The following is a 22,007-nucleotide window of genomic DNA, read 5'->3' as shown; positions in this document are numbered from 1 at the left end:
CCCGGCCGGCTGTAAGGAGAACCTCATTCTTCGGGGGAATAGGTGAGGCAAGGTGAACGCAGCCAATGTTGTAAATAGTGGGCCACCGCCTGTTGCTGGCAATGGCCGATAACCGGTAGCTGCGGCAGCAGGGATTTCAGCTGCGGCAGGGCGTTGCCCATCACCACGCCGTGCCCCACCGCCCCCAGCATCTCTTTGTCGTTCATTGCGTCGCCGAACGCCATGCAGTCGGCCATCGTCAGCCCCAGATGGCGGCTCAGCCGGTCCAGCGCCGTACCCTTGTTGCAACCGAGCGGCAACACCTCCAGGCAGTCGTAGGCGGAAAAGCACAGATCGGCCTCACCACCCAGCTGTGCCCGCAGCTGCACCTGCAAGGCCAGCAATTCCTCATGCGGCGCGACAAAACACACCTTGCTGTTGCCGAACGCCGGCAGGCGGCGCACGTCGGCCAACTGAAAACGAAAGCCGCTCAGGTGATGCGCCCGCAGCATCTCTTCCGGCACGGGGAATTCGGTCAGCCAACCTTCGTCGCGGAACACATGCATGCTGGCGCAGGTGCGCCAATGATGATGCAGCACCTCTTCGGCGACCGCCGCCGGCAGATCGGTAGCATGCAGCTGTTGGCCGCGGTTGTCATACACCCGCGTGCCATTGCCGGTGATCAGGTAGCCCTGCAGCCCCAGCTGCGCCATGATCGGTTGCGCATCGAGGTAGTGCCGTCCGGTGGCGAACGTCACCACCATCTCCCGTTCCACCAGCTGGTTCAGCACCGCCAGCGTTTCCGGGCCAACCCGGTGATCCGGCATCAACAGCGTGCCGTCCATATCGAAAGCTGCCAGGCGATACATAGAGACCTCTGAATGTGAACGCGATTACAATCACTGCAGTATGGGATGGCATTTGCGGAAGTAATAGTGAACAATTTGAGAAAACTGTTCCGGATTTCTACTCATGCGCCTGGTTCACCGTCTCAGCCAATATCAACGCCTGTACCATCAACTCGGCAGCGCACCGGTCGCCGTGACCATCGGCGAACTGGCGGCGATGTTCTACTGCAGCGAGCGGCACGCCCGCACGCTGGTGCAGCAACTGCAGGATCAAGGCTGGTTGAGCTGGCATTCGCAGCCCGGCCGCGGCAAACGCGCTCGCCTGCACTGCCTGAAAACCCCGGATGAACTGCGCGCGCAGCTACTGCAACAGCTACTGCAACAGGGCAACCATCAGGGGGCGCTGGAGATGGCGCAACTCGATCCGCAGCACCTGCAGGATCTGCTCAGCCCGCACCTCGGCGGGCAATGGCAGGCCGGCAGCCCGACGCTGCGCATTCCCTATTACCGCACGCTGGAAGCGCTCGACCCGCTCACGCTGACCGGCCGCGCCGAACAACATCTGGTGTCGACCCTGCACGCCGGGCTGACGCGCCTTGTGACCGGTAACCCGGAACCGCAGCCCGATCTGGCGCACCACTGGCAGATTGACGATCGCGGCCTGCGCTGGCGCTTCTTTCTGCGCAGCCAGCTGCGCTGGCACAACGGTGAACCGCTGACCGGCCACCAGCTGCTGCAAACGCTGGAAAAACTGCAGCGCCACCCGCGTAGCCAACCCAGCTTGGCCAACGTCGCGAACATCAGCCTGCCGCATCCGCTGTGCATTCAGTTTGATCTGCAGTTGCCGGACTATTGGCTGGCCCACCGGCTGGCGGAGCTGCCTTGTCTGATGCCCCATCCGGAGCTGCCGGCCATCGGCGCCGGCCCGTTCAAACTGACGTTGAATGAACCGCAGCTGGTGCGGCTAGAACAGCACGCCGGTTACCATCTGCAGCATCCGTATCTGGACACCATCGAATACTGGATCACCCCCGATCTGCCCACCGCCGGCGCCGACGCCAGCTGCCAGCATCCGGTACGCATCACCATCGGTCAGCAAGACGATTTGGCGCAGGCCCGGCCGGTACAGCGCAGCATGAGCCTGGGCTGGTGTTATTTGGCGCTGAACCTGCGCCACGGCGTGCTGAGCGAAGCCCAGGGGCAAAAGCTGCTGATGCTGATCCAGCAGTCAGGCCTGCTGAACCATCTGCCGATCCCCAACAGCGTGATCACCCCCAGCCATGAAATGCTGCCCGGCTGGCGCATTCCCAGCCAACAGATTGAAGAAGATGTCCCCCTGCCTGCCCGGCTGACGCTGCTGTATCGGCCACCGGTCGAGCTGGAAACGGTGACGGTCGCGCTGCAACAGCTGTTGGCGCAGCACGGCTGCGAGCTGGAGGTGCGCTACTACGCCGGCAAGCGCTGGCAAAGCGAGGAACAGATCGCCCAGGCAGACCTGCTGTTGGCGGACAACCTGATCGGCGAAGCGCCTGAGGCGACGCTGGAGAGCTGGCTGCGGCAGGATACGCTGTGGCGCGGCATCCTGACGGAAAGCCGCTGGCAGCAGCAACAGGAGACGCTGCAGCAGATCCAGCAGCTGCAGGCGCAGCAACCGCGCTTCGAGCGGCTGCAGGCCTATTACCAACGGCTGATGGCCGCCGCCATCATCACGCCGCTGTTCCACTACCAGTATCAGATCAGCGCGCCGCCGCGCATGCATGGCGTGACGCTGACCGCGCACGGCTGGTTCGATTTTTGCCAGGCGTGGCTGCCGCCGCCGGTGGACGACGCACCGACCTGAGCCGAACCGCCCTGCGCCTGGCGGCCCTTTCTGCTACTATTGTCGCCGCAACGCAATTTTTATCCTGCCGCCCGAATGTGTATCGGGAATGGCCAAAGTCCAAAAAGGTGATTTTATGAAGCGCGCGGTTGTCGTTTTCAGCGGTGGACAAGACTCCACGACCTGCTTGATCCAGGCATTGCAACAGTATGACGAAGTTCACTGCGTCACGTTCGATTATGGCCAGCGCCATCGCGCCGAGATTGAAGTGGCTCAAGAGCTGTCGGTGGCCCTCGGCGCCAAAGCGCACAAGGTGCTGGACGTAACGCTGCTCAATGAGCTGGCCGTCAGCAGCCTGACGCGCGACAATATTCCGGTTCCCGCCTACGATCCCAACCAGAAAAACGCGCTGCCGAGCACCTTCGTGCCGGGCCGCAATATCCTGTTCCTGACGCTGGCGGCGATCTACGCCTACCAGGTGGAAGCGGAAGCGGTGATCACGGGCGTGTGTGAAACCGATTTCTCCGGCTACCCGGATTGCCGCGACGAGTTCGTTAAAGCGCTGAACAAAGCGGTGGTGCTGGGCATCGCTCGCGATATCCGCTTCGAAACACCGCTGATGTGGCTGAACAAGGCCGAGACCTGGGCGCTGGCGGATTATTACCACCAGTTGGATCGCGTGCGGCAGGATACGCTGACCTGCTACAACGGCATCAAGGGTGACGGCTGTGGTGAATGCGCTGCCTGCAACCTGCGCGCCAATGGCCTGATGCAGTACCGGGCCAACCAGGCGGAAGTGATGGCGGCGTTGAAACAGAAGGCCGCTCTGGCCTGAGGCAGTGACGGCGGCAACCTCTGCCGCCCGTGAGTTTACTGCGGGTTTTCCTTCAGCGTGAGCGCCTCCAGGTGCTCGCGCAATTCGCCTTCAATCGGCAGCGCCCGCTGCGTTTTCAGATCGACGCACACGAAAGTCAGCAGCGCGTCGGCCACCGGCGTCCCCGCCGGATCCTGCGTCACCTTTTGGCTCAGCACCCCGCTCTTGCCGTTGAGCTGCACCATCTGGCTGTCGATACGCAGCTTATCCCCCAATACTGCCGGGCTGCGGTAATTGATATTGATGTTCACCACGATGAAAGCGATGTTGTTTTCCGTCATCCAGCGGAACCCGGCCTCGTTTTCCAGCCACTCCCAGCGCGCCTCTTCCAGAAACTCCAGATAGCGGGCGTTGTTAACGTGCTGGTAAACATCAAGGTGATAACCGCGAACTTTGATAAAGGTTTGCATAGGGAACGATCGCTCCTGCCTGGTGATTACAGAAAGAGGGAGCCGCAGAGGCTCCCTCGCCCGTTTGGTCAACGCGCCAAACTGGTAAGACCTGTAAAATGTAGCAGAGGAGTCACGGCCTCAGCGGCATTTTGCCACGCAGCCGCGACCGGGATCACATTTTCAGTCGGGTGCGATTCTTCTCAAACAGCGCCGGCCCGATGCCCGGCACCTCCTGCAGTTGCTCAACCTGGGTGAACGGCCCGTTCTGTTCGCGGTAGCGCACGATGCCTTCCGCCTTCTTCAGACCGACGCCGCTCAGGGCGGCAGCCAGCTGTTCGGCGGTGGCCTGATTGATGCTGACCGCCGCCTCTTCGGTTGCCTTGGTCATCACCGATTGCCCGCCATTGCCCGCCGGTGTTGAGAGCATCGGCGCCGGCGCATCGGCTTTATCTACCGCGGCGGCTGGCCCCGCGAGGCATAACAACAGCGCGGTCAGCACCGCTTTGACGTGATGACGGTAACCTGATAACGCTTTTTTCTCTGTATGTTGCATGCTGTATCCTCCTTGTGTGTGACAGCACGGCTACCTTGCCGCGGCGGCGGATATTCAGCAATCGGCGGATATCAGATGTGGAAAAGGCCGCGAAAGCGGCCTTTGTTTGTTGCACTGCGTTGCAGAAAAATGCGGCGATTACTGCGGCTGTTGCTCAGCGGCGCCCATTTTGATTTTGGCTTCTTTACGCAGGCTCGCCAGCAGCGAATCGAAGGAAACGCCGGTCGCGCCCTCTTCCATCTTGCCGACGAAGGTTTTCATTTCGTCTTCCGGCAGCGTGCCTGGCTTCACCGCATCGAGTGCGATCAGCACCACGTTGTCCTGGCGATCCTGCGACATGCCGTACACCGGTTTGCCATCCTGCGGGTGCGGCAGCGCGAACACGCTCTCCACCAGCTGGCTGTCTTCCGGCGCGCGCGCCATCTTCTGCACGGCGCCAAAGCTCAGGCCGGCGGCTTTCATCGCCTCGTCGCCCTTGCCCTGCTTCAGCTCAACCAGCAGCTTCTCGCCCTGCAGCTTCGCTGCCTGCAGCGCCTTGTTGCGCTTCACCAGATCTGCCACGCGGTCTTTGACCTGGTCGAACGGCTCGATGCCTTCCGGCTTGTGGCCACTCACGCGCACCACGAAGGCGCGGTCGCCGTCTACGGTGATAACGTCAGAGTTGCTGCCCGGCGCGCCGTTCTCGCCGATCAGCGAGCCGTCGAAGATCGCCTGCACGACCGGCTTGAAGTTCAGCGCGGCGGGAATGTTGTCGCGGGTGAACCAGTCGCTTTGCGCCGCTTTCACGCCGGCCGCTTCTTCAGCCGAGGCCAGTGATTCGTTGTCGCTGGTCGCCGCTTCGCTCACCTTCTGCTGCAGCGCGTAATACGCGTCTACCGCTTTCTCCTGCTGCACCTGCTTGGCGATAGCATCATGCACTTCGCTCAGCGGTTTCAGTTTCTCAGGTTCGATGTCGTTCAAACGCACGATCAGGAAGCCGACAGAGGATTTCACCACGCCGGACAGCTGCCCTTTCTCGGTCAGGTTAGCCTGTTTCAGCTCGTCGGCGGTGGTTTCCGGCTCCAGCCAACCCAGCTCACCGCCGGTACGGCGTGAGATGATGTCGGTGGATTTCTCTTTCGCCAGGGTGGCGAAATCGGCACCCTTCTTCAGCTCGTCCAGCGCCGCGTTGGCTTCCGCCTCGGATTTCAGCTGGATCACGCTGTAGTTTTTACGCTCCGGCTGGCCATAGCTGCTCTTGTGCTGGTCATAGTAAGCGCTGATGTCCTCTTCGCTCACTTTCACCTTGTCCTGCATGGACGCGGCGTCCAGCGGGATATAGCTCACCTTCACCTGCTCCGGAGCGATGAAGCTGTTTTTATTCTGATCGTAATACGCCTTCAGTTCGTCGTCGCCGGCGCTCTGTTTCGCCTGCAGCGCTTTCAAATCGATGGTCGCCAGGCGCACGTCGCGCTCCTGCAGCACCAACGCCGCCATCGCTTGCGATTCGGACGGCAGCACAAAGCCGGAATCGCCGAAGGCCTGGATCACCTGCTGATTGACCAATTGCTGACGCATCGACTGCGCGAAATTGTCGGCGGTGTAGCCCATGCGGCCGATCAGGTCGAGGTATTTGGCGTTATCAAACTGGCCGTTGGTCTGGAAGTAAGGCGCCTTGCGGATGGCGTCCTTGATCTGATCGTCGCTGACCGTCAGGCCCAGTTTCTTGGCGTACTGGTCGAGCAGCATGTTGTCGATCAACTGGGACAACACCTGACGGCGCATCTGCTGCATGTAGCCTTCGTTGCCGGCCAGCGCGGAGAACTGGTCACCCAGTTGCTGCTGCATGCGGCTACGCTCGCTTTGGAAAGCCTGTTCCAGCTGAGCGCGTTCGATCGTCTGACCATTTACTTTCGCAGCATAATCGCCGGAGCCGCCGATCAGGTAGTTACCCACCCCGGTCAGAACGAATGACAGGATGATCAGGGCCAGGATGATTTTGAGCACGACGTGATTGGCAGCCGCGCGTAAATTGTCCATCATAGTGTGACAACACTCCGCTGTGATGTGGATTAACAACCCTTGTGCAGGCGCGTTCCCTGCGACAAAAATAAAAAAAGCGCATCAGTCCGATGCGCCTTGTATCTTACCTTACCAGCACCGCTGCGTCAGGTGATTGTTTATTACAAAACCCTGTTACGCTAAACGGTTAGACGCTAAATCAGTTTACAGCGTCTTTCAGCGCTTTCCCTGCACGGAAGGCCGGTACTTTGGCTGCCGCGATTTTGATCTCTTTACCGGTCTGCGGGTTGCGGCCGGTACGAGCCGAACGTTCACGTACGGTGAAGGAACCGAAACCTACCAGAGCCACGTCATCCCCTGCTTTCAGAGAGTCGGTAACGGAAGCGATTACTGCGTCTAAAGCACGTCCCGCTGCCGCTTTGGAAATATCAGCACCTGCGGCAATCTTGTCGATCAGTTGTGACTTATTCACTCTATCATCCCCTCTAGAATTCTATCGTCGCACCGAAAAATCCCTACGGTTGCGACAGCGCAGCTGTTATATCAATCCCATCGAACCTTGGCAAGCCACCGACTGGGTGGCAAAACGCGGGCCGACAGAGATCTAACTTAGCGGTACAAAAAAATACTGGCAAGTCCGAAATGGCTTGCCAGTATAAGTTTTATCAATGGTTTTTGCGATTCGTCACTATTTTGCCGCTACCGGCAGTGCGCCGAAGGCCGGGTTTTGTAACGCAATGTTCAAAACTTCATCGATTCGCTGCACCGGATGAATCTCCAGATCGGCGATAACATTGTCCGGGATCTCTTCCAAATCGCGCTTGTTCTCGTAAGGGATCAGCACGGTTTTGATGCCGCCGCGATGCGCCGCCAACAGCTTCTCTTTCAGGCCGCCGATCGGCAACACCTGGCCGCGCAGCGTGATCTCGCCGGTCATCGCCACATCGGCGCGTACCGGGTTGCCGGTCAGGCAGGAGACGAGCGCGGTGCACATCGCGATACCGGCGCTCGGGCCGTCTTTCGGCGTCGCCCCTTCAGGCACGTGCACGTGGATGTCGCGTTTCTCGTAGAAATCGGCGTTGATGCCCAATTTCTCCGCGCGCGCACGCACCACGGTCAGCGCCGCCTGAATCGATTCCTGCATCACCTCACCCAGGGAACCGGTGTAGGTCAGCTTGCCTTTGCCCGGCACGCAGGCGGTTTCGATGGTCAGCAGATCGCCGCCCACTTCCGTCCACGCCAGCCCGGTGACTTCGCCCACGCGGTTTTCGGTATCCGCACGGCCGTAATCGACGCGCTGCACGCCCAGGTAATCCTTCAGGTTGTCGCCGTTGATCTCGATATGCTTGAGCTTCTTGTCCATCAGCAACGTTTTCACCGCTTTACGGCACAGCTTGGAGATTTCACGCTCCAGGCTACGCACCCCGGCTTCGCGGGTGTAGAAGCGGATGATGCCGATGATGGCGCTGTCGTCGACCGTCAGTTCGCCTTTTTTCAGCGCGTTGCGCTCAAGCTGCTTCGGCAGCAGGTGCTGCTTGGCGATGTTGAGCTTCTCGTCCTCGGTGTAACCCGACAGGCGGATCACTTCCATACGGTCCAGCAGCGGCGCAGGAATGTTCATCGAGTTCGAGGTGGCAACGAACATCACGTCGGACAGATCATAATCCACTTCCAGGTAGTGGTCGTTGAACGCCACGTTCTGTTCCGGATCCAGCACCTCCAGCAGGGCGGAAGCCGGATCGCCGCGCATGTCGGAAGACATCTTGTCGATCTCATCCAGCAGGAACAGCGGGTTCTTCACCCCAACCTTGGCCATCTTCTGGATCAGTTTGCCCGGCATCGAACCGATGTACGTACGACGGTGACCGCGGATTTCCGCTTCGTCACGCACGCCGCCCAGCGCCATGCGCACGTACTGGCGACCGGTCGCTTTGGCGATCGACTGCCCCAGCGAGGTTTTACCCACGCCCGGTGGCCCCACCAGACACAGGATCGGCCCCTTGATTTTGCTGACGCGGCTCTGCACCGCGAGGTACTCGAGGATGCGATCCTTGACGCGCTCAAGGCCGTAGTGATCGGTATCGAGCACTTCCTGCGCCTTGTTCAGGTCTTTTTTCACCTTGCTGCGCGCATTCCACGGCACCTGCAGCATCCAGTCGATGTAGCCGCGCACCACGGTCGCTTCCGCCGACATCGGCGACATCATCTTCAGCTTTTGCAGTTCCGCTTCGGTTTTCTCGCGCGCCTCTTTCGGCATTTTCGCCGCATCGATCTTGCGCTTCAGCGCTTCGTGCTCGTCCGGCGCGTCGTCCATTTCGCCCAGTTCTTTCTGAATCGCCTTCATCTGCTCATTCAGATAGTACTCGCGCTGGCTCTTCTCCATCTGCTTCTTGACGCGGTTGCGGATACGTTTCTCAACCTGCAGCAGGTCGATCTCCGATTCCATCATCGCCATCAGGTATTCCAGACGCTCGGTGATGTCGGACATCTCGAGCACCGACTGCTTGTCGCTGAGTTTCAGCGGCATGTGGGCGGCGATGGTGTCCGCCAGGCGCGCGGCGTCGTCGATGCTGTTCAGTGAGGTCAGCACCTCCGGCGGGATTTTTTTGTTCAGCTTGATATAGCCTTCAAACTGATTGATCGCGGTGCGCACCAGCACTTCCTGCTCGCGCTCGTCGATCGATGGCGACTCCAGGTATTCCGCCTGCGCGGCGAAATGCTCACCGCTGTCGGACAGCGTAGTGATGCGCGCGCGCTGCAGCCCCTCGACCAGCACTTTTACCGTGCCGTCCGGCAGCTTCAGCATCTGCAGGATCGACGCTACGGTGCCAACCGAGAACAAGTCGTTAATGCCAGGTTCATCCGTTGAGGCCTCTTTCTGTGCCACCAGCATGATCTTCTTATCGTGATCCATTGCGGCTTCGAGGCACCGAATCGATTTTTCCCGGCCAACAAATAACGGGATCACCATGTGCGGATAAACCACCACGTCGCGCAATGGCAGGACGGGGATTTCAATGCGTTCGGAACGCTCAGGGTTCATAGAGCTCTCTCTTAGTTTAATTTCCGCCAGGTTGAGGGGGAATCTCATGAGACGCAAGCATCTAACGTTTCATAAAATCTGGTTAATGAGTATATGGGGATGAATCTCTTACATTCAACGGCAAGAATGCAGGAAAAAGAAATGGGGGATGAAATCCCCCATTTTGCTGATAACGCTCTGGTTTGACTGGCTAATTATTCGCCAGATGCCTGGGCTTCCGGCTTGCCGTAAATCAGCAGCGGCTTGGATTGGCCGGCGATCACCGACTCGTCGATCACCACTTTGTCTACGCTATCCATCGACGGCAGATCGTACATGGTGTCGAGCAGCGCGCCTTCCACGATGGAACGCAGGCCGCGGGCGCCGGTTTTGCGCGCCATGGCTTTCTTGGCGATGGCGTTCAGCGCTTCGTCACGGAACTCCAGCTCCACGCCTTCCAGGTTGAACAGCGCCTGGTACTGCTTGGTCAGGGCGTTCTTCGGCTCTTTCAGGATCTGAATCAGCGCGTCTTCGCTCAGTTCGCTCAGGGTCGCCACGACTGGCAAACGGCCGATGAACTCAGGGATCAGCCCGAATTTGATCAGGTCTTCCGGTTCGGCCTGCAGCAGCAGTTCGCCTTCGGTCGCCTTCTCGGACTCGCCCTTGACGGTCGCGCCGAAGCCGATGCCGGAGCCGGTGTTGACGCGCTGACCGATCACCTTATCCAGGCCGGCAAATGCGCCGCCGCAGATAAACAGGATCTTGGAGGTATCGACCTGCAGGAACTCCTGCTGCGGATGCTTGCGCCCGCCCTGCGGCGGAACCGCGGCGATGGTGCCTTCAATCAGCTTCAGCAGCGCCTGCTGCACGCCTTCACCCGAGACGTCACGCGTGATCGACGGGTTGTCGGACTTGCGGGAAATCTTATCGATTTCATCGATATAAACGATGCCGCGCTGCGCTTTTTGCACGTCATAGTCACATTTTTGCAACAGCTTCTGGATAATATTTTCCACGTCCTCGCCCACGTAACCAGCTTCGGTCAGCGTGGTGGCGTCGGCCATGGTGAACGGCACGTCCAGGAAACGCGCCAGCGTTTCCGCCAGCAGGGTTTTACCGCTGCCGGTCGGGCCGATCAGCAAGATGTTGCTCTTGCCCAACTCGATACCGTTGCTGGTATCGCCGTTGCGCAGGCGTTTGTAGTGGTTGTACACCGCAACCGCCAGCACTTTCTTCGCCTGCTCCTGGCCGATGACGTAGTCATCCAGGTGGTGGCGGATTTCGTGCGGCGTCGGCAGCGCACTGCGCTCACGATGCGGGGCAACTTCTTTAATCTCTTCGCGAATAATGTCGTTACACAGATCGACACATTCATCGCAGATATACACTGACGGCCCGGCAATCAGCTTACGCACTTCATGCTGGCTTTTGCCGCAAAAAGAGCAGTACAGCAGCTTTCCTGAACCGTCTTTGCGCTTATCTGTCATCAGTCAAACCTCTTCTTTAGTCTTGTCCCGCAGGAAAATCACGGCGGCAGTGCGCCCAAACTCATATCGGGAACGCCGAGGGGCTACAACAGAGCGAGCCCCTGCCCACTCTGATTACTATAGTCCATCGGCGCCGCGTGGTTCTAGCTGCGGTGTGTCAGAATGCCGTCAACCAGGCCGTATTCCACGGCTTCTTCCGCGGTCATAAAGCGATCGCGCTCGGTGTCGCGTTCGATCTGCTCCAGCGGCTGGCCAGTATGCTCGGCCATCAGTTCGTTCATGCGTGCTTTCACCTTGAGGATTTCACGCGCGTGGATTTCGATGTCCGTCGCCTGGCCCTGGTAGCCGCCCAGCGGCTGGTGAATCATCACGCGCGAGTTCGGCAGGCAGAAACGCTTGCCTTTGGCGCCGGCGGTCAGCAGGAAGGAGCCCATCGAGCACGCCTGGCCCATACAGATGGTGCTGACGTCCGGCTTGATGAACTTCATGGTGTCGTAAATCGACATGCCCGCGGTAATTACCCCACCCGGCGAGTTGATGTAGAGGTAAATGTCTTTTTCCGGGCTTTCCGCTTCGAGGAACAGCATTTGCGCCACGATCAGGTTGGCCATGTGATCTTCCACCTGGCCGGTCAGGAAAATGATGCGCTCTTTCAGCAGGCGGGAATAGATGTCGTAAGAACGCTCCCCGCGTGAAGTCTGCTCTACCACCATCGGCACCAGCGCCATGTTCGGTGCAAATTGATCTCGTTCGCCACTGTATGACATTACCGTCTCCTAATAGAAATTGCCTTGGCGGCCAGGGTGTCACCCTAATACGCCGATTCTACTTGAGAACGGCCATGATGACTATGCTCAAGCATTCGACCCGCGCCACACGTACCCGACGGTTATTTCATCCCGCGCACTTTGGCAAACAGCCCCAGAATTATTCTTTACAGATTGGGGGAGCCCGGCGCGATTTCAAGCCCAGAGGCCGATTTTCTCCGCGCGCCGAAAACGATGCCGTTAATCTGACCGTTATCATGCCAGCCAGTTCCCCAGGCAACAGGGTAAATATAGTGCATATTGCCCCGTTTAACCTGAGATTAATCAGCAACGTGGCAAAAAGAAAAGCCCGCAACCTGAGGTTGCGGGCTTTTTCATCGGGCGCCGGTTCGCCAGGCGAAACCGGGGGCGCCGTTCATTGCGCCCGGCACGCCGGCATTACGCCTGTTGAGTCTGGTTCATCAGCTCGCTGAAGGTAGTGGCTTTTTCTGTCACTTTCGCTTTTGCCAGCAGGGCTTCAACCGCTTGCTCTTCCAGAGCCACGTTGCGCATGTTGTTCATCAGCTCTTTGTTTTTGCTGTAGAACTCGATGACTTCGCTTGGATCTTCGTAGGCAGAAGCCATTTCTTCGATCAGCGTCTTCACGCGGTCTTCGTCAGCTTTCAGATCGTTGGTGCTGATCACTTCGCCCAGCAGCAGGCCAACCACTACGCGGCGTTTCGCTTGCTCTTCGAACAGCTCGCGTGGCAGTTCCAGCGCTTGCTTCTCGTTGCCGCCGAAACGCTGTGCAGCCTGACGACGCAGTACGTCGATTTCGCCGTCGATCAGGGCAGCAGGCACGTCGATTTCGTTCGCGCTCACCAGGCCATCGATCGCCTGAGACTTGATGCGGTTACGCACGGCGCCTTTCAGCTCGCGCTCCATGTTCTTGCGAACTTCGGTGCGCAGACCGGCAACGGAACCGTCCGCCACGCCGAAACGTTTGATGAACTCTTCGGTCAGTTCCGGCAGTTCGCGCTCTTCAACTTTCTTCAGCACGATAGCGAATTTGGCCGCTTTGCCCTTCAGGTTTTCCGCGTGGTAATCTTCCGGGAAGTTCACGTCGATGGAGAACTCTTCGCCCGCTTTGTGACCGACCAGACCTTCTTCGAAGCCTGGGATCATGCGGCCCTGGCCCATTGCCAGCACGAAGTCAGACGCTTTACCGCCTTCGAACTCTTCACCGTCGATAGAACCGGTGAAGTCAACGGTCACGCGATCTTCAGCTTCCGCTGCGCGATCGGTTTCTTTCCAGGTCGCCTGCTGCTTGCGCAGGGTGTCCAGCATCGCGTCGACGTCTTCGTCGTTCACTTCGACCACAGGTTTTTCAACTTCGATGTTTTCCAGGCCTTTCAGCTCAACTTCTGGATACACTTCGAATTCAACGGCGAAAGTGAAGTCTTCACCTTCTTTGTACTCGCCCGGCACGTAGTTTGGTGCGCCGGCCGGATTAATCTTTTCTTTGATGATCGCATCAACGAAGCTGCGCTGCATCGCTTCGCCCAGCACGTCCTGACGAACAGAAGCGCCGTAACGCTGTTCCACGATGTTCATCGGCACTTTGCCTTTGCGGAAGCCGTCGATACGCACGCTTTTCGCTGCGTTGATCAGCTCTTTCTTCACCGCCTGCTTGATAGTATCAGCCGGTACAGTAATAGAGAGACGGCGCCCAAGGCCTTGAGTGGTTTCTACTGAAACTTGCATCTTGTTACCTCAAAAAAATCACAGTGCTCGGTCAACTCCGTTCCAAGAACCAGGACGGCTACAGATAAGAACCGAGTTCCCTGATGACAGAAGCGTCCCGAAACCATTCCGGAAAAATAAGACGCGACATTATAGCGGCGCATGCGTGGCGAGTCGAGGAAAGCTAGGCGGCGCAGGCGCGCTAAAACTCACACTTTTGCCGATTCGATCGCCAAAAGGCCGCCAAAACAGACCGAACGTTGGCCACATTGCGCGTCGGCCGTGTCGTCGTCAAAAACAGAAACGGCCCGCAGGCCGTTTCAAAATTCGTCAGTAGTAATACCCTAATTCAAGGGCAAAGTTCCACTGATACCTGAAAATTTCCCCCTCAGGCCAGCGTCCCAGCGCCGCGGCACGGCGGCGAGGCCGGCACGGTATCCTGCAACCCTTCCCACTCCTTGAGCGTATAGGTGTGCAGCGCCAGCGCGTGTACGCCATCGGCCAACTCTTCCGACAATACCCCGTAGATGGAGCGGTGACGCGTCAAAAAACGTTCGCCGACGAAGCGATCGCTGACCAATACCACTTTGAAATGGCTTTCTGAACCCGCCGGAACGTTATGACGATAGCTTTCATCAACGACTTCCAGATACGCGGGCTCAAACGCCGCCCTTAACTTTGCTTCTATTTGCTCGCGAATCATAGGATCTCCTTACAACACCGGCAGAGGACCGTGCCCATCTAGTTCAATATTAGCCGGTTTTCCCCCGTTTAGACCATCGCAGGGACAAATTTCTCTTTTCTGCGGTCAAATGATGAGCGCTATCCCCGTCGCTTGGGGGATTATCCGATTGAGCGGGACAAAAAAGCGTGTTTTTATCAACGGCAGGTAAAAATTTGTCACTCTGGCGCCTTCCGCGCTTCCACCGCACGGCGGCGATGCTATGATGTCGGCAATTTGTTGTCGGCTATCCCACTCTGATTATTGCTAAATCCATCGAGAATGAGACAGAAAACATGTTAAAGAAACTTTGTCTTCCTTTGCTGGCCGCCCTGCTGCTGGCCGGCTGCGCAACCAGCAGCAACACCCTGAACGTCACGCCGAAAATCGTTCTGCCGCAGCAGGATCCTACCCTGCAGGGCATCACCGTCAGCATCAACGGTGCGGATCAGCGTACCGACCAGGCGCTGGCCAAGGTAAACCGCGACGGCCAGCTGGTCACGCTGACGCCATCGCGCGATCTGCGTTTCCTGCTGCAGGAAGTGCTGGAGAAACAGATGGGCGCACGCGGCTACATGATCGGCGCCGACGGCCCGGTGGCGCTGCAGATCGTCGTCAATAACCTGTACGCGGACGTCTCCGAAGGCAACCTGCGCTACAACATCACCACCAAAGCCGACATCTCGATCATCGCCCAGGCGAAGAACGGCAACAAGCAGGTGAAGAATTACCGCTCGACCTATAACGTGCAGGGCGCCTTCACGGCGACCAACGAGAAGATCACCGACGCCGTCAACTCCGTGCTGGGCGACGTGATCGCCGACATGGCACAGGACACCAGCGTCAACGATTTCATCAAGCAAAACGCGCGCTAATCACCGCACCTTGCGCCGCCCGGCGGATCGGGCGGCGCAGACAGGGAACTCATGTCGAAACACTATCTGAACATCTTCACCCAGCGTAACTCCGCCATTCTGCTGCTGCTGGGCTTCGCGTCGGGTCTGCCGCTGGCATTGACCTCCGGCACGCTGCAAGCCTGGATGACCGTCGAAAATATCGATCTGAAAACCATCGGCATCTTCTCGCTGGTGGGCCAGGCCTATGTCTTCAAATTCCTCTGGTCGCCGTTCATGGACCGCTATACCCCGCCGTTCCTTGGACGGCGCCGCGGTTGGCTGCTGATCAGCCAGTTACTGTTGGTGGTCGCGATCGTGGCGATGGGCTTCATGCAACCCGCGCAGCACCTGTGGTGGTTGGCGGCGTTGGCGGTGCTGGTGGCGTTTTGCTCCGCTTCGCAAGATATCGTGTTCGACGCCTATAAAACCGACCTGCTGAAAGCCGAAGAGCGCGGGACGGGCGCGGCGATCTCGGTGCTGGGGTACCGGCTGGCGATGCTGGTTTCCGGCGGCCTGGCGCTGTGGCTGGCGGATCGCTATTTCGGCTGGCAAGCCACCTACTGGCTGATGGCCGGGTTGATGCTGATCGGCGTGGCGGCCACGCTGCTGGCGCCGGAGCCGGACGAAAGCATCCCGGCGCCGCGCTCTATGGAACAGGCGGTCGTCGCGCCGCTGCGCGATTTCTTCGGCCGCAACAACGCCTGGCTGATCCTGCTGCTGATCGTGATGTACAAAATGGGCGACGCCTTCGCCGGCAGCCTGAGCACCACGTTCCTGATCCGCGGCGTGGGGTTCGACGCCGGTGAAGTCGGGCTGGTGAACAAAACCCTCGGCCTGTTCGCTACCATCGTCGGCGCCCTGTTCGGCGGTGTGCTGATGCAGCGTCTCAGCCTGTTCCGTGCGCTCATGCTGTTCGGCGTCCTGCAGGCAGTCTCCAACCTCGGGTATTGGATCCTGGCGGTGACCGACAAGAGTCTGCTCACCATGGGCAGCGCCATCTTCCTCGAAAACCTGTGTGGCGGCATGGGCACCGCGGCCTTCGTGGCACTGCTGATGACGCTGTGCAACCGCTCGTTCTCCGCCACTCAGTTCGCGCTGCTGTCGGCGTTGTCCGCCGTAGGACGCGTCTATGTCGGCCCGATCGCCGGCTGGTTCGTCGAAGCCCATGGTTGGCCGCTGTTCTATCTGTTCTCGATCGCCGCCGCCCTGCCGGGCTTGCTGTTGCTCGGCATCTGCCGCCAGACGCTGGAACACACCCAGCAGCATGGCGACTTTATGCCGCGCACCGAGTTTTCAGAATCTTACCGTTGGGCGCTGCGCTTGCTGGCGCTAGGCTGTTCGTTGCTGGGTCTGTGGTTGCTGTTGCTGATCGCCAATGCGCTGGACTGGGCACAGGCACCGCTGTTGGCCGATCGGCTGCTGCAGGTCGGCGCCGCGCTGAGCCTGCTCGGCGTCGCAATGGGCAGCACGCTGGATTACCTGGCGTTGCGCCGCACCCGTTTGGCATAACCTGACCGGCCGGCGATTTCGCCGGCCGAAAAAAAAGCGATCCGAGGGTATATTTATTTCGCTAAAAAAAGATAATCGGCGCGGAAATTATTTTTTTATCCGACTGCGGCGCTCGGAAATAAAATTAAATTCACCTTTAAGACACAATTATTTTACATTAAATAAACCTTTTCTGCGTATTTCCCCGCCGCGCATTTCTTCGCCAAATTCATCATACCTTTAGTTTTCCTTAACATACGGGCTGCTCGTCACGATTCAGCGTGCCAACGCGTTGTTGTCATTAGTAAATTGTCACGCAGGGTTACATCTGTGACCCCCTTAACAGAAAGTGTCAACAAGCCGCTGACACTCCCTTAAGCATGTTTACAGTACTGCAACCTTCCCGTAAAATGCCCGCACACATGAAACGACAATTGAGCCTTTGTTATTGAGGTCGTTAGATGAGACTTAAGAAATACAATAAAAGTATTGGGATGCTGTCATTAATCGCAGCCACTGTATTGCTCAGTGGTTGCGATATGGTTTTGATGAATCCCAAAGGAGCAATTGGTGTTGAGCAACGGACACTGATTATCACTGCAATCGCGTTGATGTTGATCGTGGTGGTGCCAGTTATCTTCATGGCGTTCGCCTTTGCCTGGAAGTATCGCGCTTCCAACAAAGACGCCAAGTACAGTCCGAACTGGGCCCACTCCAACAAGATCGAAGCGGTCGTCTGGACCATTCCTATCATTATCATCGCCATCCTTGGCACCATTACCTGGAAGACTACCCACGAACTCGACCCGTTCAAGCCGATTGTCACCGACAAGAAGCCGATGACGATCGAAGTGGTGTCGCTCGACTGGAAATGGCTGTTCATCTACCCGGAACAAGGCATTGCGACCGTTAATGAGCTGGCTTTCCCGAAAGATGTTCCAGTCGAATTCAAGATCACCTCTAACTCGGTAATGAACTCGTTCTTTATCCCGCAGTTGGGTGGACAGATTTATGCGATGGCCGGCATGCAGACCAAACTGCACCTGATCGGCAACGAAGCCGGTGCCTACAAGGGCATCTCCAGCAGCTACAGCGGCGCAGGCTTCTCCGGTATGAAATTCACCGCGATCGTTACCCCGACCGAAGGCGACTTCGATCAGTGGGTGGCCAAGGTGAAGGCATCGTCTAAAAACCTGAACACCACCGACGACTTTAACAAACTGGCAGAGCCGAGTGAAAACAACCCGGTTGAGTACTTTGCCGCTGTCAAACCGAATTTGTTCAAAGAAACAATTGCCAAATTCATGGGCGACATGGATATGCACAAGGGCGCTGGCGCGCACGAAGGCATGGACATGAGCCAAGGTATGGACATGGGTGAACATGCTGCTCACGCCGGAGCCGAGGAATAACTGATGTTGGGAAAATTAACACTTGATGCGGTTCCGTACCACGAACCGATCATCATGGTCACCGTAGCCGCAATTATTGTCGGGGGCCTGGCAGTGCTGGCGCTGCTGACCTATTTCGGCAAATGGAAGTGGCTGTGGAGCGAATGGCTGACTTCGGTCGACCATAAAAAAATTGGTATCATGTACATCGTCGTGGCGATGGTCATGCTGCTGCGCGGCTTCGCCGACGCCATCATGATGCGTAGCCAGCAGGCGTTGGCGTCCGCCGGCGAAGCCGGGTTCCTGCCGCCGCACCACTACGACCAGATCTTCACCGCGCACGGCGTTATCATGATCTTCTTCATGGCGATGCCTTTCGTGGTCGGCCTGATGAACGTCGTGGTACCGCTGCAAATCGGTGCGCGCGACGTTGCCTTCCCGTTCCTGAACTCCCTGAGCTTCTGGTTCTTCGTGGTGGGCGTTGTGCTGATCAACATCTCCCTGGGGGTCGGTGAGTTCGCTCAGACCGGTTGGCTGGCGTATCCGCCGCTGTCGGGTAAAGAGTACAGTCCTGGCGTCGGGGTCGATTACTGGATCTGGAGTCTGCAGATTTCCGGTCTGGGTACCCTGCTGACCGGCGTGAACTTCTTCGCCACCATTCTGAAGATGCGCGCCCCTGGCATGCCTCTGATGAAGATGCCGGTGTTCACCTGGGCGGCACTGTGTACTAACGTCCTGATCATCGTTTCTTTCCCAATTCTGACCGTCACCATCGCGCTGCTGACCCTGGATCGCTATCTGGGCACCCATTTCTTCACCAATGATATGGGCGGCAACATGATGATGTACATCAACCTGATTTGGGCCTGGGGTCACCCAGAGGTGTATATCCTGGTTCTGCCGGTGTTCGGCGTGTTCTCCGAAGTCACCGCAACCTTCTCCAGAAAACGCCTGTTCGGCTATACCTCACTGGTATGGGCAACCATCGCGATTACCGTTCTGTCGTTCATCGTCTGGCTGCACCACTTCTTCACCATGGGGTCCGGCGCGAACGTTAACGCCTTCTTCGGTATCGCCACCATGATCATTTCCATCCCGACCGGGGTGAAAATCTTCAACTGGCTGTTCACCATGTATCAGGGCCGTATCAAGCTCAACTCCGCGATGCTGTGGACCGTTGGCTTCATCATCACCTTCTCCGTGGGTGGTATGACCGGCGTTCTGCTGGCGGTACCGGGCGCGAACTTCGTGCTGCACAACAGCCTGTTCCTGATCGCTCACTTCCACAACGTCATCATCGGCGGCGTGGTGTTCGGTTGCTTCGCGGGCCTGACCTACTGGTTCCCGAAATCCTTCGGCTTCACGCTGAACGAAAAATGGGGCATCCGCGCGTTCTGGTTCTGGATCATCGGCTTCTTCACCGCCTTCATGCCGCTGTACGCATTGGGCTTTATGGGCATGACCCGTCGTATCAGCCAGAACATCAACCCTGAGTTCCACCCTCTGCTGCTGGTTGCAGCCGGCGGTGCGGCACTGATCGCCTGCGGCATCCTGTGCCAGCTGACCCAGATCTTCGTCAGTATCCGTGACCGCGAACAGAACCGCGATCTGACCGGTGACCCATGGGGTGCTCGTACTCTGGAGTGGTCAACCTCGTCTCCACCGCCGTTCTATAACTTTGCCGTAGTGCCACAGATCCATGACCGTGATGAGTTCTGGGACATGAAAGAAAAAGGCGAAGCGTATAAGAAACCGGCTAAATACGAACCGATTCATATGCCTAAGAACACCGGCGCCGGCGTTATCATCGCCTTCTTCAGCCTGGTATTCGGTTTCGCAATGATTTGGGAAATCTGGTGGATGGCTCTGGCCGGCTTCATCGGTATGATCGTTGTCTGGATCGGCAAGAGCTTCGATCACGATGTTGACTACTATGTGCAGGTTGATGAAATCGAGCGCATTGAGAACCAACACTACGAACAAATCCGTAAAGCAGGCGTGAACCATGTCAACTGAAACTCTGACCAATCATAACGCAGCCCATGCAGAGCATGGGCACCACGACGCAGGAGAGACCAAAGTCTTCGGATTCTGGATCTACCTGATGAGCGACTGTATTTTGTTTGCGAGCTTGTTCGCGACTTATGCAGTCCTGGTGAACGGGACCGCTGGCGGTCCCTCAGGCAAAGACATCTTCGACCTGAAGTTTGTCCTGGTCGAAACTTTCCTGCTGTTGTTCAGCTCCATCACCTACGGCATGGCGATGATCGCCATGAACAAAGGTAAAGTTGGCGGTGTAAACACCTGGTTGTTCCTGACCTTCCTGTTTGGTCTGGGCTTCGTGGCGATGGAAATCTATGAATTCCATCACCTGATCGCCGAAGGCTTCGGTCCGGATCGCAGCGCGTTCTTGTCCAGCTTCTTCGCGCTGGTCGGCACCCACGGTCTGCACGTGACTTCTGGCCTGATTTGGATCATCGTGCTGATGATTCAGGTGAGCAAGTTCGGCCTGACCGCGACCAACAAAACCCGCCTGATGTGCCTGAGCCTGTTCTGGCACTTCCTGGACGTGGTCTGGATCTGCGTATTTACCGTTGTCTACCTGCTGGGGGTTATGTAATGAGCCATTCATCCCATGAAACCTCTCACGGCGGCGCAAGCCACGGCAGCGTGAAGTCATACCTGATCGGCTTTATCCTGTCGATCATCCTGACGGTAATTCCATTTGCGATGGTAATGAACGGCTCCGCCTCTCATTCCACCATCCTGGCGGTTGTTGTCGGTATGGCGGTTATCCAGGTGATTGTTCACCTGGTTTACTTCCTGCACATGAACACCTCATCGGAAGAGCGCTGGAACCTGGTGGCATTGCTGTTCACCGCTATGATCATCGGTATCGTTGTTGTAGGTTCACTCTGGATTATGTACAACCTCAACATCAATATGATGGTCGATTAAGAGCTGAGCTGCACGTGATGATTAAGCAATACCTGCAAGTCACTAAACCAGGAATTATTTTCGGCAATTTAATTTCTGTCGTCGGGGGATTCCTGCTCGCTTCCAAAGGGAGCATCGACTATCCCCTGTTTCTCGCCACCCTGGTGGGTGTCTCGTTGGTGGTCGCGTCGGGCTGTGTGTTTAACAACTACATCGACCGCGACATCGACAAGAAAATGGAGAGAACGAAGAATCGGGTGCTGGTAAAAGGCCTGATCGCGCCGAGTGTCACCCTGGTTTATGCGACCGCTTTGGGTATTGTGGGCTTTGCGTTGCTGTATATCGCAGCCAACCCGCTGGCCATGTGGCTGGCGGTGATGGGCTTCGTGGTTTATGTCGGCGTTTACAGCCTGTACATGAAACGCCACTCGGTCTACGGCACGCTGATCGGCAGCCTGTCGGGCGCCGCGCCGCCGGTTATCGGCTACTGCGCGGTGACCAACGAGTTCGACGCCGGCGCGTTGATCCTGCTGGCTATCTTTAGCCTGTGGCAGATGCCGCATTCTTATGCGATCGCTATCTTCCGCTTTAAAGATTACCAGGCGGCCAACATTCCGGTGCTGCCGGTGGTGAAAGGCATTTCCGTCGCCAAGAACCACATCACGGTCTACATCCTGGCATTTATGATCGCCACGCTGATGCTGACCCTGGTTGGTTATGCCGGCTACAAGTACCTGATCGTTGCTGCGGCGGTGAGCGTATGGTGGCTGGGCATGGCGCTGCGCGGTTACAAGACCGAAAACGACAGCGTCTGGGCGCGTAAACTGTTCGTGTTCTCCATCGTCGCCATCACCTCGCTGAGCGTGATGATGTCGATCGACTTCAGCGCCACGGCGGCGCCTGAAGCGCTGGTGACCTACGTTTGGTAAGCCAAATCATCTGTGAATGGGCCGCTTTTGCGGCCCATTTTATTTGTCACGCCGAAAAGCGGCCAAACTGTAATATCTGTTAAACAACATTCGATTTACCCCCCCTGCCCTGCACACTAAAATGACGCAGCTTTACAGAAATCATGCCATCAGGCGCTGTCGCAACGTCTGATGGCATGGT

The 22,007-nt window shown here is 57.6% G+C and carries 19 protein-coding genes; 9 read left to right on the top strand and 10 right to left on the bottom strand.

The genetic code is table 11. The annotated features are described in order from the left end of the window. Positions 1-23 precede the first annotated feature (23 nt). A complete protein-coding gene (cof, locus tag ACMGGW_RS03630) occupies positions 24-848 on the bottom strand; it encodes an HMP-PP phosphatase (protein ID WP_025301772.1) in 825 nt (274 codons plus the stop codon). Between the two features lie 103 nt (positions 849-951). Here cof and ACMGGW_RS03625 point away from each other — a divergent pair, with 103 nt between their 5' ends. Together ACMGGW_RS03625 and queC are read left to right on the top strand one after the other, a co-directional pair. Beyond that, positions 952-2,667: an SgrR family transcriptional regulator gene (locus ACMGGW_RS03625; protein ID WP_164099568.1), complete on the top strand. Its 1,716-nt coding sequence runs from the start codon at positions 952-954 to the stop codon at positions 2,665-2,667. Positions 2,668-2,782: 115 nt separating this feature from the next. Then, positions 2,783-3,481 carry a 7-cyano-7-deazaguanine synthase QueC gene (gene queC, locus ACMGGW_RS03620; RefSeq protein ID WP_049296013.1) on the top strand — a complete coding sequence of 233 codons (699 nt, stop codon included), beginning with the start codon at positions 2,783-2,785 and terminating at the stop codon, positions 3,479-3,481. Positions 3,482-3,516: 35 nt separating this feature from the next. Here the strand turns inward: queC and ACMGGW_RS03615 are convergent, their stop codons facing one another. The 9 genes from ACMGGW_RS03615 to bolA all read right to left on the bottom strand — a co-directional run bounded on the left by ACMGGW_RS03615 (position 3,517) and on the right by bolA (position 14,167). Then, positions 3,517-3,930, bottom strand: a complete 414-nt coding sequence (locus tag ACMGGW_RS03615) for an acyl-CoA thioesterase (protein WP_025301769.1) — start codon at positions 3,928-3,930, stop codon at positions 3,517-3,519. Between the two features lie 154 nt (positions 3,931-4,084). Further along, the gene (locus tag ACMGGW_RS03610; RefSeq protein ID WP_025301768.1) at positions 4,085-4,465 is read right to left on the bottom strand and encodes a ComEA family DNA-binding protein; all 381 of its coding nucleotides are present in this window, start codon (positions 4,463-4,465) and stop codon (positions 4,085-4,087) included. Positions 4,466-4,603: 138 nt separating this feature from the next. Further along, positions 4,604-6,487, bottom strand: coding sequence for a peptidylprolyl isomerase (ppiD, locus tag ACMGGW_RS03605; RefSeq protein ID WP_025301767.1), 1,884 nt, complete (start codon positions 6,485-6,487; stop codon positions 4,604-4,606). 178 nt (positions 6,488-6,665) lie between these two features. Beyond that, on the bottom strand, positions 6,666-6,938 hold the full coding sequence (hupB, locus tag ACMGGW_RS03600) for a nucleoid-associated protein HU-beta (protein WP_004940351.1): 273 nt from the start codon (positions 6,936-6,938) through the stop codon (positions 6,666-6,668). Between the two features lie 216 nt (positions 6,939-7,154). Further along, a complete protein-coding gene (lon, locus tag ACMGGW_RS03595; RefSeq protein WP_025301766.1) occupies positions 7,155-9,509 on the bottom strand; it encodes an endopeptidase La in 2,355 nt (784 codons plus the stop codon). Between the two features lie 194 nt (positions 9,510-9,703). Beyond that, on the bottom strand, positions 9,704-10,975 hold the full coding sequence (gene clpX, locus ACMGGW_RS03590) for an ATP-dependent protease ATP-binding subunit ClpX (RefSeq protein ID WP_004940354.1): 1,272 nt from the start codon (positions 10,973-10,975) through the stop codon (positions 9,704-9,706). 143 nt (positions 10,976-11,118) lie between these two features. Next, positions 11,119-11,742 carry an ATP-dependent Clp endopeptidase proteolytic subunit ClpP gene (clpP, locus tag ACMGGW_RS03585; protein ID WP_004940356.1) on the bottom strand — a complete coding sequence of 208 codons (624 nt, stop codon included), beginning with the start codon at positions 11,740-11,742 and terminating at the stop codon, positions 11,119-11,121. 438 nt (positions 11,743-12,180) lie between these two features. Further along, complete coding sequence (gene tig / locus ACMGGW_RS03580) at positions 12,181-13,485, bottom strand: trigger factor (RefSeq protein WP_004940358.1); 1,305 nt, start codon at positions 13,483-13,485, stop codon at positions 12,181-12,183. A gap of 367 nt (positions 13,486-13,852) precedes the next feature. After that, complete coding sequence (bolA, locus tag ACMGGW_RS03575) at positions 13,853-14,167, bottom strand: transcriptional regulator BolA (RefSeq protein WP_004940361.1); 315 nt, start codon at positions 14,165-14,167, stop codon at positions 13,853-13,855. 314 nt (positions 14,168-14,481) lie between these two features. On the opposite strand from bolA, the gene ACMGGW_RS03570 reads away from it, so the two are divergent. From ACMGGW_RS03570 to cyoE, 7 genes are all read left to right on the top strand, one after another. After that, positions 14,482-15,060: a lipoprotein gene (locus ACMGGW_RS03570; RefSeq protein ID WP_033634001.1), complete on the top strand. Its 579-nt coding sequence runs from the start codon at positions 14,482-14,484 to the stop codon at positions 15,058-15,060. A 51-nt stretch (positions 15,061-15,111) separates the two neighbouring features. Further along, positions 15,112-16,590, top strand: coding sequence for a muropeptide MFS transporter AmpG (gene ampG, locus ACMGGW_RS03565; protein WP_127146261.1), 1,479 nt, complete (start codon positions 15,112-15,114; stop codon positions 16,588-16,590). 440 nt (positions 16,591-17,030) lie between these two features. Beyond that, the gene (cyoA, locus tag ACMGGW_RS03560; RefSeq protein ID WP_025301763.1) at positions 17,031-17,981 is read left to right on the top strand and encodes a cytochrome o ubiquinol oxidase subunit II; all 951 of its coding nucleotides are present in this window, start codon (positions 17,031-17,033) and stop codon (positions 17,979-17,981) included. 3 nt (positions 17,982-17,984) lie between these two features. Next, complete coding sequence (cyoB, locus tag ACMGGW_RS03555; protein WP_025301762.1) at positions 17,985-19,976, top strand: cytochrome o ubiquinol oxidase subunit I; 1,992 nt, start codon at positions 17,985-17,987, stop codon at positions 19,974-19,976. Further along, positions 19,966-20,580: a cytochrome o ubiquinol oxidase subunit III gene (locus tag ACMGGW_RS03550; RefSeq protein WP_004940367.1), complete on the top strand. Its 615-nt coding sequence runs from the start codon at positions 19,966-19,968 to the stop codon at positions 20,578-20,580. Before cyoB ends, ACMGGW_RS03550 begins: the two co-directional genes overlap by 11 nt. After that, complete coding sequence (locus ACMGGW_RS03545) at positions 20,580-20,918, top strand: cytochrome o ubiquinol oxidase subunit IV (RefSeq protein ID WP_016928864.1); 339 nt, start codon at positions 20,580-20,582, stop codon at positions 20,916-20,918. Before ACMGGW_RS03550 ends, ACMGGW_RS03545 begins: the two co-directional genes overlap by 1 nt. A 17-nt stretch (positions 20,919-20,935) precedes the next feature. Continuing rightward, positions 20,936-21,826, top strand: a complete 891-nt coding sequence (gene cyoE, locus ACMGGW_RS03540) for a heme o synthase (RefSeq protein ID WP_025301761.1) — start codon at positions 20,936-20,938, stop codon at positions 21,824-21,826. The last annotated feature ends 181 nt before the right edge of the window (positions 21,827-22,007 follow it).

It is taken from the genome of Serratia sp. BNK-4 (assembly GCF_048685115.1).
Lineage (GTDB): Bacteria > Pseudomonadota > Gammaproteobacteria > Enterobacterales > Enterobacteriaceae > Serratia > Serratia bockelmannii.
Note: the sequence above shows the minus strand (reverse complement) of the source record. Positions and strands in the feature narration are given on the sequence as shown.

What these genes read in the sequence shown, in the direction of transcription:
- ACMGGW_RS03570 (WP_033634001.1), top strand. Translation starts at nt 14,482, where the DNA reads ATGTTAAAGAAACTTTGTCTTCCTTTGCTGGCCGCCCTGCTGCTGGCC.
- cyoB (WP_025301762.1), top strand. Translation starts at nt 17,985, where the DNA reads ATGTTGGGAAAATTAACACTTGATGCGGTTCCGTACCACGAACCGATC.
- bolA (WP_004940361.1), bottom strand. Translation starts at nt 14,167, where the DNA reads ATGATTCGCGAGCAAATAGAAGCAAAGTTAAGGGCGGCGTTTGAGCCC.
- cyoA (WP_025301763.1), top strand. Translation starts at nt 17,031, where the DNA reads ATGAGACTTAAGAAATACAATAAAAGTATTGGGATGCTGTCATTAATC.
- cof (WP_025301772.1), bottom strand. Translation starts at nt 848, where the DNA reads ATGTATCGCCTGGCAGCTTTCGATATGGACGGCACGCTGTTGATGCCG.
- tig (WP_004940358.1), bottom strand. Translation starts at nt 13,485, where the DNA reads ATGCAAGTTTCAGTAGAAACCACTCAAGGCCTTGGGCGCCGTCTCTCT.
- ACMGGW_RS03545 (WP_016928864.1), top strand. Translation starts at nt 20,580, where the DNA reads ATGAGCCATTCATCCCATGAAACCTCTCACGGCGGCGCAAGCCACGGC.
- clpP (WP_004940356.1), bottom strand. Translation starts at nt 11,742, where the DNA reads ATGTCATACAGTGGCGAACGAGATCAATTTGCACCGAACATGGCGCTG.
- lon (WP_025301766.1), bottom strand. Translation starts at nt 9,509, where the DNA reads ATGAACCCTGAGCGTTCCGAACGCATTGAAATCCCCGTCCTGCCATTG.
- ppiD (WP_025301767.1), bottom strand. Translation starts at nt 6,487, where the DNA reads ATGATGGACAATTTACGCGCGGCTGCCAATCACGTCGTGCTCAAAATC.
- cyoE (WP_025301761.1), top strand. Translation starts at nt 20,936, where the DNA reads ATGATTAAGCAATACCTGCAAGTCACTAAACCAGGAATTATTTTCGGC.
- ACMGGW_RS03610 (WP_025301768.1), bottom strand. Translation starts at nt 4,465, where the DNA reads ATGCAACATACAGAGAAAAAAGCGTTATCAGGTTACCGTCATCACGTC.
- queC (WP_049296013.1), top strand. Translation starts at nt 2,783, where the DNA reads ATGAAGCGCGCGGTTGTCGTTTTCAGCGGTGGACAAGACTCCACGACC.
- ampG (WP_127146261.1), top strand. Translation starts at nt 15,112, where the DNA reads ATGTCGAAACACTATCTGAACATCTTCACCCAGCGTAACTCCGCCATT.
- ACMGGW_RS03625 (WP_164099568.1), top strand. Translation starts at nt 952, where the DNA reads ATGCGCCTGGTTCACCGTCTCAGCCAATATCAACGCCTGTACCATCAA.
- ACMGGW_RS03615 (WP_025301769.1), bottom strand. Translation starts at nt 3,930, where the DNA reads ATGCAAACCTTTATCAAAGTTCGCGGTTATCACCTTGATGTTTACCAG.
- clpX (WP_004940354.1), bottom strand. Translation starts at nt 10,975, where the DNA reads ATGACAGATAAGCGCAAAGACGGTTCAGGAAAGCTGCTGTACTGCTCT.
- ACMGGW_RS03550 (WP_004940367.1), top strand. Translation starts at nt 19,966, where the DNA reads ATGTCAACTGAAACTCTGACCAATCATAACGCAGCCCATGCAGAGCAT.